Origin of the sequence: Vibrio sp. M260112 (assembly GCF_036533775.1) — a bacterium.
Classification (GTDB): domain Bacteria; phylum Pseudomonadota; class Gammaproteobacteria; order Enterobacterales; family Vibrionaceae; genus Vibrio.
Map to the genome: position 1 here is coordinate 1 of NZ_JATABH010000075.1, position 10,535 is coordinate 10,535.

Here is a 10,535-nt window from a genome sequence, read left to right on the forward strand (position 1 = left end):
GGAAGAGCGGGCAGCAACCAGAAGCTTTGATACAGTGGTAACGGAATACCCTTGTGAAAGAAGTAATATGGCATTCAAGCGGCGGCAATGGTCTTTATCCTTAGTCTTATGTATCTTTTTAGCGATACGACGTCGCTCTGCGCGGTCAGTGTGCAGCGTCGCGCGATTTGAGCACAATTGGACTAGCTAAGTGAACAATAGAACAAATGTTACAATATTGTTAATTCACGCCTGTATCAGGGTCTATCTTGATTGAGGGAGAAGATGACTCTACAGAAGTGCTAATGCGGGTATCACTCACATCAACCTTAACTCGTAAGTCTCCACTTACAGGGTAATTGGATTGAGACTCTAGTGGTTTATAGTTGCCCGTGAGATATGAGGGTAACTGTTGCTGCTCTAATAACTTATTAAGTTTACTTCCCACTGTCTCATTATCTTTTTTCTTAGAGTCAAATACGCTTGGGAAAACATCTGCAAGGGTAGTTTGTTTCATTTGTTTGGCAAAATCGGTATCACCAAATATTTCTTCCATCAAATATCCTACAACAAATGCCTTACCTGTAGCGTCAACCGCTTTGGATAATCTACTAGGCTTGTTCTTTGTTGTATGGGCATCAGAGCTAAAATCAGGGAGCAAGGGAGAACCGTAGCTACTTCCAGGCCAATTAGTAACGAATACTGGCGTAGCATTCAAACTAGACAATCCACTGGCTAAAACGCCTTGACCTTTCTTATTGCCTCTCGCTTTATCATAGATCCAACCGCCCGCTGCTGCTCCCCCTTTAATTAATGGAGCACCTATCGAGACTGCTTTATTAATTGCATAAACTGACGCCAGAATTTTAGCTAAGTTGCCATAACCACCGACAGCATCGCTAATAGCCTGAGCACCAGTACCAACAGCCTTTAATATTGGTAGAAGTTCTGCTCCAACGTCTTTCAACCCCTTAGCAGCTTCCGCAGCCGTTCTAAATGAATCAACAAGGGACTGACCAACCTTATCAACAAGCTTGTCATATTCACCTGTTGATTTCATCTGGTCGAGCGTGTCCAAAAAGTCACCTAATTCATCTTTGAGCATCTCGAATGCGCCTGAGTCCATCACATCACGTTGAAATAGCATCCAATGATCTCCAATATTGGAAATCATACCGTTCCATGTTTCCATTTGCTTTAGAGCCGCCCCTTCTGACTCTTCGCCCATAACACGAATTAGGTCACGGATTGTATTGCGTGTTAGTTGCCCAGATTCAGCCATTTTTTGAAGCTGTGCGGTACTGAAACCTTGCCCGAAGTTATGACCTAAGTCCTTACTCGCTTTTTGTAGGTATTCGTAGACAGGGACACCACGCTCTAACATTTGGTTAAGTTCTTCCGCTTGTAACTTCCCTTTTGTCCACGCTTGGCCTAAAGCTGTAGCAACTCCTTCCACCATATCGGCATTTCCTGCCATTTTGGAAACTTGATCAGCAATAGCTTGCAAACTGCCATCCATAGGATCTAAACCAAATGCTTTTAGCCGTATAAAGGATTGTGTGACTTCTTCAACAGAGTATGGTGTCGATTGAGTAAAGTTTTCTATCCACTCTAAGGCTTCTTGAGCACCAGCATCGGAACCCATCATACTTTGCATTGAAGCTCGTAACTTTTCAAAGGAGGCTGCTGTTTTCATGAATGTACGCTCAAAAGCAACGGCGGCAACACCAGCCCCCATCAACGTACGGTTACCGAATGAGTCAATACCTCTTGAAGCAGCAGAAACAGAGCGATTTAGCATTATCATTGCGGTTTCACTCTTATGTGCGAATTGAGACATTGAGTTACCATAACGCTTTGCTTTACGTTCTAGATCGCCTTGTAAATTGATAACAATATCGGTTTCAAGTTTCTTTGACATTTCTACACACCTTGGAAGAAAAAGGCTGGCATAGGCCAGCCTTATACAAATTAATTACAATTCAGGGGAGACGAGAAGCTCAACTTTTTTGTAATTGGTATTATCTTCACCATTGGCCAAATATTTTTTGAACAGAATATTTTCGGCCGCAGAACGCATGTGGACTGGAACAACTAACAGAGTCGGTTTAACTCTTAGAGGTCTGCCTTCACTATCTTTTTGTGCGAGCATTCTGTCCATGAGAGCTTCGAAATTTGCTTCATTTAAAGGCTGCTTAGAGGCGAATGCTAATTGCCAGAAAGAGAATCCAGCATTACCACGAGCACGAGTACCAAAAGCAAACTTATCGGTAGTAAACACATTGTAATCAGTTGAGTTTGTAACAGACTGAAATTCAGGCTTGAAGCGTTCTTGCCAAATAATAGGCTTGATTGGTCGGCTAGTATCGAGCAAATACCATGCTTCACTTGGGTCAATAGCTGGCACATCTACGTTAGAAGCAGTAGATGTACCATCGTCGAGCGGGTGGTCTGTATCAAAGAACGGCTGCCCATCATAACAAAGCTCTGTAAAGCCATTTTTTAATAGACCGAATACATGCTCATCTGGATACATGCGAGCTTCGTATCCCATCTGCTCAAAAATAATACCGTAGCGACCATAATCATTATCTTCATAGTCAACTCGTGGTACTTCAACGGAATCTTCGAAAAGCTTATTGACAACATTATATTGGTGTTTCTTTAAGTTTTTCAGTTGTCGTGCACCTATCCACTCTTTAAGCCTTGGAAAGTCGCCCAACCATCCGTAACCAGTAGCACCTGCTGACGATTGAGTAACCGTTGCAATAGCTTCATAGTCAGGTTGAGCATTATTCATACCCGTGTCAAAACGACCAGCAAAGGCTGTACTTGATTGAATAACAACATCATTGATATCTATTGGGGTTGGCATTGTTTAGCCCTCTTTCTTTTGAATGTTCAAAAATTGCTGTTCAGTAACACCGACATTTCGACATACTGCTAATTGTGTCGCTGACAGCTTGCTTGTGCGCTCTAGGGGTTTGAATGTGGTTTCTCTAGCCAAATGAGAAAACCCTGTATTGACTGATGCGAACGCCTCGAATTTATCGATACCTTGCGTTCTGCAAGTTGCGATTAAGAAATCACGCTGAGAGGGCACAAAAACCGCTTCGGAAATATATTTATCTACGACTTGTTCCGCTTTACTAAGTTCTTCACTTGCGTTACGACTATTTAAAGCATTGAGTAAGTCGTCTTGAGAGTTGATATTCGTACCAAGAGCTTTAGACACAGCACTCCAGTCACGCTCACTTTCAACATGAGCACTTTTACTATTCAGAGCTTGCATAACTAAATTAGGGTTATTGGTTAGTCCAACACTGGACAGACCTAGAATTTCTTTCGTTTCATTGTCATAACTAAATGCTGGAGACAAAAAGCGGTATTCACGATTATTAATTGCTTCTGCTGCCTTTCGAGTCCAATCAACTTTAGCCCAAATTTGACCATCTCTAATTTCTAGATCTTCAATCCATCCAGCAGCAGGAGCCATATCACCGTTTGGGGCTTTTAGTACCTGTCCGTGCTCATAATCGATGACCATAGGAATTTTGGCATTCTTAAAGGCATGAATAACGACTTGCGGATTACGCATAAGCCAGCTTCGACCATCCAACCCTTTAATGTCTGGACCACTGGGTAATACCTGTACCCATTCAGGGGCTTTTGCGCCAATTTCACTACAAATTGCTGTTACTGGCATTGCTACCATCTCCAACCATGTTTAAACACTGTTTAAATCGCACGAGATTGATTTAAACTTTTTTAAATGACAAACCATGCACCAAATGTTGATAAAGGCGCTTACAACGCTTTAGGCGAACATTTCAACTTTTTCGCCATGATGGAATTCATCAACAGCCATACTTGCGGTCAAGACAATATTCCAATCGTTTACAGTCATCTTCAATGAGCAGATATCATCGTAAGTAACCATTGCCTGTTGTTCACCAAATGCAGAAATAGAGGCCGACGCATGTTCATTGAGTAACATTAACCCTTTAATTGACTGAATATGCTTTTCACTCACAGGGTTAAAGTTAGGGTTCGATTCAATATGTTCATACTGCTTATTTACCAATTCAGATACTGTGTCTTTGTCTGAATCTGATAATGGCTGAATATCAATTGTCTTTACTAATGTGCCATTAATTTCGACACCATCTATTAAGTCGTATTGATACACTAAATAACTCCTTCCAGTGCGTTACGCGCTTCTCTATCGGCCTTAGCACATGCTTTTACAACTCTAATAACATGCGCTGCTGAAACGTTGTGTTTTTTTGCAACTTCATTGGTGTTATTACCATTAAAATCCGAATAAATAAGCCTATATGATAAGTAGCGATTAAAATGAACTTCTTTAGGGAGGTAAACTTGTTGACCACCAAGAATTGAAATCATTACACAAATCAATTTAAATGCTTCCGACTTATCTATTCCCAGATTTTCCGATTCAGCTATAAATTCATCAAAAAACCAATCTATTCCAGAATTGTCCTTTAACACAGTTAGTGCAATATTTACGGCATCTTTGTTTTTTGCAATTTCAATCCAATTCATTTCCATTTTATTACCTCAACATATCCTGTGCCCACTTTCTACTAATGCCTAGCTGATTGCTGATATCAGTAAAACTTATCCCATCGGAGCGCATCATTCTGACTAGCTCCCTATCAATATCTACAACTCGCATTTTTAAGCGATGCTTAAAGCCTTTTTTTCTACCTAGATTTATCCCATGCTTTTGGCATTGCTTGTATACCTTAGAACTTGATATATCTAACTTACTTGATACCTCTTCTGGTGTATGACCATCTTTAATCAATTTGATTACTAACCCAGACCTAATCATAAAACCTAAAGACATATATTTTTTAAAATATATTTGCCCACTTTCAATGGCACCACTGCTATTGTTAAGAAGTCCATTTATAAAAGCAATTGTAAGTCTCTCTGTCGGTAAGTCTTCTGCATACAACTCTAACAGAAACATTATTTTGAGATATTGATGGTTAAATTCACGGTTCATGACTGGTAACTGGAGTTGTTATCAATGAACTCATGTTAGTTTAAAAATTACAGAAAAGAGTAGTAACGCGAGTTGTTGAAAGTGTAAGAATGCAGGGCATAAAAAAAAGCCCCACATGAAAGTGGGGCTTTTACAGGTTTCACTTCGAGGGCTACCGAAGCTGTCATTAACATTATATTTATTTTTTCACCATGTCAATCGTTTAATATTTTTTCTTTTAAATAACGATTGAAGCCAGACCTTGATAACTTTAAGTTATTTTTTAAGTTTCGTCTGTCAATTTCATTATTAATATAAAAGAGAATATCTTTTTGTGTATAACGCCTAGAGCACAACATGACAGCGACACTTGCCCTTATATCTGTTGGTAGCTGTTCAAACTTGTAAAGTCGAGTGTTCTTTTTTGGTGACGCTGCTCTACGCAGAATATCAAGCACATTACGAACACCAATAGAACGAACTAGGCTTGCCAATTCATGACTTTCAGATGCAGATAACAAAGACTTCATTTCAAACCACCTTGTCAATATTGTTTCGAATCAACGCTAATGCTTCTGATGGTGATACATCGAGTTGAGAGGCGATTTCTATTAACTCGATTTGCTCTTTTATTGTTAAGAGGTCAGAGCTAGGCAAAGCTGTAAAGCGATCTTCTTTACATGCTTTTGAAATGGTTTGAAGTTGGGAGGCCAACACATTAGCTCGCATGGTCATTTCCATAACAACGGTATAGTCGCACTTTGTATCACCTTTAACCCATAGGTTATAAAGGCTGAAAAATCCGCTTAGGTTGCCAGCTAGAGTTTCAACATGCTTATGTACTTGCTTTCGAAACTGAACACTTGGCACATACTGATCTATGTTCGAAGAGTTGGGATTGTATGGAGGGAATACTTCTATTGATTGACCGTTAACTGTAAGGCTTACAGTAGCATTATTACAGTTTTCTTGAGGAAAGTTATTCGGCATGATGGCCTCCTTGGATATTTTGTATATCGCCATCAGGAGGTTCCAATCTCACTGGTGGCGAACTGAGCAAGGTTGGAACTACCGCATCCAAGAGACGGCCTAACCGAAGTTAGCCTCACCCAGCTCACCATAAACAGTGAACGATACGCACAAAAAAACACGCAAAGGCGTGTTGTGCGCCTTGGATTATAGCGGGGTTCCAATCCCGACACCAGATTTTGCTGGTGTTTTTTCATCATAGATTGAAGCCTGTATAACGTCAAGAAATTTCGGACTAGTAAAATGAGCACTAAAAATTACATCAATAGCCTATCAACTCGGTAACGGCTCAGACTAGAGCGAGACAGCTTACAGTCATCAGGCAAACCACTATCTTCTATTAGTGAGTTAACCTCCTGCAACGCCTGCTTGTGTCTCAGAGTCTTTATTAGATGGATTACCTTATTTCTTATGTGCGGTGGTAACGAATCTACTTTACTTATTCTTCCCATAGAATTTGCGATCTTTTTGGCTAGCCATGATCACAACATAATGAAGAGATGAAATAAGGATAAACAAACTCGAATTACTCATTATTCTATTAACATTAATTTAACATGCTTGGTTTTTTGCGATCTTTTCTGCTTTCAACCTCAAGTTGGTAAAAGTTGTTAAATAAACCTATAAAACAATAACTTATACGTTAACTTTTAACTTGAAAGAGAAAGTAACTTTCTTTCTTATTACCAACCATATTAAACAGCCAAATAAGGAAGAATGAAGAGGTTTTTAAATTTCAAAATGTATTTATTTTCAATGATTTAAACATAGTTTAAATATGTGATGAACAAAAACAATCCTGTTCAATCTACTAGGCTAAAATTCGCTTTTGTCCCGATATTGCTCATTTTAGAAAGGTCTAATATAAAGCCTTGTTTACAACTATCAGGCTTGAATCACACGAAAGAACATAATACATCTTTCCCTTTACGCACAAGGCGTTACAGGCAATCTAAGACTGATAAATTCGGGATAATCCCTAGGATTTAGGGACAATCCCGTCACTTCGTAAAATTGTTCATATCTCTAGACCCTATACAGTCAGGTAATGTTAGAATCATGAGAACTCGGTAACGGTTGTAGGTTTGTATGTTTGGCGACTGATCAGATCGCTCAAACGGTACCGAGTTCCCTTCTTTTTCTACAAACCAGTGATCTATATTTAGGAACAGTTATTTAGTAATGTGTAGATAGAAGCAAGGTCGATTCACAATAATCCATCGATTAGCAATAGAGACTAGAATGTTAGAAAAAAATAAAGGATTAATTGTCAGTATTGTTGTTATTACTTACTTGATAATAATGATAACGTTACACCGTTATCCTGATATGACCCTTGCTGATTTAGCAAGCATTTTTGCAGCGCTAACTTCAACAGCAGCTATTGCATTCACTGTTCTTTCAGCGAGCAACCAGAAAAAACAATGGCTCAACGACAGCTTTATAAAGTATGAGGCTGAACAATTACTTACTTTTCGTAAGATGTTAGTTGAAGCAGATCACTCAATAAGTTTTTTTCTCAACACATACCTAAGACCTGATAAGAAATATGGGGAAACATTACCAAAACAAGCCCCCCAAATAAAGTACTCAGAATTGTCGGCTCACTTTAACCAACTGGTAGAATTGAATGACTACTACAATACAAATCAACATATTTTTCGAAAGCATGGTTTAGAACGAAAGCTTGAGTGTATCGCTTTGCTATTGGAAGCAGCTAGATACGTTCCTGAACGAAATATCAACTACCAATTTATTGGACAAGAAGGTGCAATTTGGACTTATAGAGTTGAAACTGAGGTGCTCGAAAAGATTTTGAGTTTCAATTTTTTTGCACACAATCATTTTGATGTTAATCCAAATCAACCAAAATCAATTGATGAAATGAATGCTTACTTGAAAAAAGATCGCTTTGAAGAGCTAGAAAGGTTGCGAGATCTAACAGGACAATCTTTGCTCTCATTATCGTTTGACATCAACAAACTTACTACGTTTTCAGATACCGCTTTACCACCATCATTCAATGGTTATAGCAAAAGATTTTTTACTAAAAAATAAAACAACGATAGCTACCTGCCACCGCACTGATGGTGACAACATGGCGATTTATTTTCGTGAAATTATTTCGCTTCATCGACTGTAGTGGATTAGAGAATTTGGTCAGTCATATGTAGATTGGCCGCATGTTAGTGATACTTGAAGTAATACGAAAAATCAGAATGTTCGATGCGTCGTAACTCACTTCTGCCCCAAAGTCGTTTAGAGCCAGTACTCTATGCTACTTAGGATCCATGTGTTTGCCCTACTAAAAGTTATCAATTTGTCTAATGGTATTCGTTGTAAACCCCGTATTGTATTACGGGGGGACATTTGGTTGTTTTATTTATCATATGTAGCATTAATAAATTGTCTACTAACTTACCAGTGTGTATATTCTCATGTGATAGTAGTTGCATTTCATCACTATCATTCAAAGTTGAATTAAGGTTGTCGTTATGAACGAATACAAGTTAAAACATATGGAAATGATTCAAGGGATCATCACTAGAATGAACTCTAATTCATTTCAGATTAAGAATTGGGCGATTACTTTAGTGTCAGCTCTAATGGCTCTTTATGGTAGTACTAACAACTCAAAGTTTGTTTTCGTTGCTCTTTTGCCTATAGTGATTTTTTGGTTTCTCGATGCGTACTATTTACAACAAGAAAGGAAGTACAGAGGCTTATTCAATGACGTGGCTGGTTTAACTACTCCAACTAGCGAGGTACCCAATTTTTCGATGAAAACCAAATCTTATACTGGTGGTGAGTACTGCTTATTTTCTTCTTTATTTTCAATAACTCTTGTAAAAACTTACCTACTAATGATCATTTTAGTTGGTGTTGTATACAAAATTACTTCTGGAAATTAATGATGGCAAGAAAGACCTTTATTTCTTACAAATATAGTGAATCAAAAGAATTACGAGATGAAATATTAGAAGCATTAGGTGAAGACGCGCGATATTACAAAGGCGAAACCAGTGAATCACCAGACAGAACTGACCAGACTACAGACACAATAAAGAATGCTTTGAAGGAAATGATCTATCAAACTTCTGTATTGATTGTTATTGCTTCACCAGACATGAATAGTAGTAATTGGATTGAATGGGAAATTAAATATGCTCTGAGATCTCAAAAACGTGGTGATACTACTTCTCAACCGAATGGTGTAGTGGTGGTGATTAAAGAAGAAGACGGTTCTGTAGAATGGTTGATGAATCGAATGGTTGGTGATGACGGCTGCAATTACAGGAACTACAACAACCATTATCTTCCTGAGATTATTCAGGCAAATAGATTTAATCGAAAAAAACCTGAATATAGTTGTGAACATTGCGCTACTTATTCGAGTACTGAAGGGTCTTATATCACTATCGCGACTCAAAAAGAGTTTTTGGGTGATCCTGATTACTATATCGAAAATGCTTATAATAAGAGCAAAAAATTGGATTTATTCGAGATTGCCAAACAATAATTGTTCGATAATAAGGCTCCTTAGGAGCCTTACTTTATGCGCTGAATAGCTCCAACGTATTTTATTAGCTTTGAGCTAGTTTTAATCTCCAGCTCAGATTTTATTTAAATAATAGCAATACTCTTTATGATTTCTTGTGCGGTTATTAGTTGGCCTGTAGGCAATGCAAGTTTATCAAAATGCATTTTGAATCCTTGCCAACCTTCATTGCAGGAAAACTCTTTCCCTTTTAACATCCTCATTAACCGTTTACACTCAGGTAGTATCGTTTTTCCCTTGCTCCAAATGTTATCTGATAGCTAGCTAAAGATAGGCGATAAGTCACCAGAGTGCATCGCAGCATCCACATCTACGCCGCTTTGCATTGAAGCCATAAACTGAGCTGCGTACATAGTGAGAATAGAAGCGAAGAATAGAAGGGACATGCACCATTATATTGTGCTCCGTTAGAGCCACAGATCAGACAATGAGCATTGCGAAGGCAGCTACAACGCCCTTTACGAAATCAAAAGAATAGGGCGGGTTCCGTGCTAAACCTCTTCTTGCAGCATCGCTTTTGCGTGCCTGCCTATAAAACACCTCATGGTAATTGCCCAAGGAGTGTAACAGGTGGTTCATCGGGTATTTGTATTGATGGTGAACCCTCGGCACGTTTAGGCGTTTTGATTGAGCTTGGTAGTTCAGCTTGGTAGTTCAGCTTGGTAGTTCAAGTGCTACCACGTTTGTGCCCCGAAGTTGCTTAGACATCTTACTCATTCACATCGTGTTCATTAGCTTTTGCCATACTAAAGCTTATCCATTCAGTAACAGCATTCGCACGGTGAACTCTCGTGACATATCACAGGGGCGTTGTTGCCTAAATCAGTTGAACCTTTTTCGAGTCTTGCGATCTGACCCTTTATGATGGTTAGAGCGGTGGTGGCATGGGTAAGGCAAAAAAGAAGATAACTAACTGGGCGGAGTACAATAAGGCTCTGTGTAAACGGGGCTCGG

Annotated in this window: 13 protein-coding genes and 1 pseudogene; 3 read left to right on the top strand and 11 right to left on the bottom strand. The window is 38.9% G+C overall.

All coding sequences use genetic code 11. The features are described 5' to 3' along the window. The 10 genes and pseudogenes from QTN95_RS19000 to QTN95_RS21305 all read right to left on the bottom strand — a co-directional run. Positions 1–156 (bottom strand): annotated as a pseudogene (locus QTN95_RS19000) (IS630 family transposase); the annotation flags it as partial. 64 nt (positions 157–220) lie between these two features. Then, positions 221–1,900, bottom strand: a complete 1,680-nt coding sequence (locus tag QTN95_RS19005) for a tape measure protein (RefSeq protein ID WP_331418592.1) — start codon at positions 1,898–1,900, stop codon at positions 221–223. A gap of 54 nt (positions 1,901–1,954) precedes the next feature. Next, positions 1,955–2,854 (bottom strand): Mu-like prophage major head subunit gpT family protein, encoded by a 900-nt coding sequence (locus QTN95_RS19010; protein ID WP_331418593.1) that lies wholly within the window; start codon positions 2,852–2,854, stop codon positions 1,955–1,957. A gap of 3 nt (positions 2,855–2,857) precedes the next feature. After that, positions 2,858–3,685 (bottom strand): phage protease, encoded by an 828-nt coding sequence (locus QTN95_RS19015; RefSeq protein ID WP_331418594.1) that lies wholly within the window; start codon positions 3,683–3,685, stop codon positions 2,858–2,860. 111 nt (positions 3,686–3,796) lie between these two features. Beyond that, positions 3,797–4,168, bottom strand: coding sequence for a hypothetical protein (locus QTN95_RS19020; RefSeq protein WP_331418595.1), 372 nt, complete (start codon positions 4,166–4,168; stop codon positions 3,797–3,799). After that, complete coding sequence (locus QTN95_RS19025) at positions 4,168–4,551, bottom strand: Mor transcription activator family protein (protein ID WP_331418596.1); 384 nt, start codon at positions 4,549–4,551, stop codon at positions 4,168–4,170. The genes QTN95_RS19020 and QTN95_RS19025 overlap by 1 nt, the downstream gene beginning before the upstream one ends. A 4-nt stretch (positions 4,552–4,555) precedes the next feature. Continuing rightward, complete coding sequence (locus QTN95_RS19030; RefSeq protein ID WP_331418597.1) at positions 4,556–5,014, bottom strand: hypothetical protein; 459 nt, start codon at positions 5,012–5,014, stop codon at positions 4,556–4,558. A gap of 194 nt (positions 5,015–5,208) precedes the next feature. After that, on the bottom strand, positions 5,209–5,523 hold the full coding sequence (locus QTN95_RS19035) for a phage protein Gp27 family protein (protein ID WP_331418598.1): 315 nt from the start codon (positions 5,521–5,523) through the stop codon (positions 5,209–5,211). Position 5,524: 1 nt separating this feature from the next. Continuing rightward, positions 5,525–5,983, bottom strand: coding sequence for a hypothetical protein (locus QTN95_RS19040; RefSeq protein ID WP_331418599.1), 459 nt, complete (start codon positions 5,981–5,983; stop codon positions 5,525–5,527). A gap of 296 nt (positions 5,984–6,279) precedes the next feature. Continuing rightward, a complete protein-coding gene (locus QTN95_RS21305; RefSeq protein ID WP_443088880.1) occupies positions 6,280–6,474 on the bottom strand; it encodes a phage protein Gp27 family protein in 195 nt (64 codons plus the stop codon). Positions 6,475–7,264: 790 nt separating this feature from the next. Here QTN95_RS21305 and QTN95_RS19045 point away from each other — a divergent pair. The 3 genes from QTN95_RS19045 (at position 7,265) to QTN95_RS19055 (ending at position 9,542) form a co-directional block, all read left to right on the top strand. After that, on the top strand, positions 7,265–8,080 hold the full coding sequence (locus tag QTN95_RS19045) for a hypothetical protein (RefSeq protein ID WP_331418600.1): 816 nt from the start codon (positions 7,265–7,267) through the stop codon (positions 8,078–8,080). A 437-nt stretch (positions 8,081–8,517) separates the two neighbouring features. Further along, positions 8,518–8,934, top strand: a complete 417-nt coding sequence (locus QTN95_RS19050; protein ID WP_331418601.1) for a hypothetical protein — start codon at positions 8,518–8,520, stop codon at positions 8,932–8,934. Beyond that, positions 8,934–9,542, top strand: coding sequence for a TIR domain-containing protein (locus QTN95_RS19055; protein ID WP_331418602.1), 609 nt, complete (start codon positions 8,934–8,936; stop codon positions 9,540–9,542). The genes QTN95_RS19050 and QTN95_RS19055 overlap by 1 nt, the downstream gene beginning before the upstream one ends. A gap of 299 nt (positions 9,543–9,841) precedes the next feature. On the opposite strand, the gene QTN95_RS19060 is transcribed toward QTN95_RS19055, so the two are convergent. Further along, on the bottom strand, positions 9,842–9,967 hold the full coding sequence (locus tag QTN95_RS19060) for a hypothetical protein (RefSeq protein WP_331418603.1): 126 nt from the start codon (positions 9,965–9,967) through the stop codon (positions 9,842–9,844). Between the last annotated feature and the right edge of the window lie 568 nt (positions 9,968–10,535).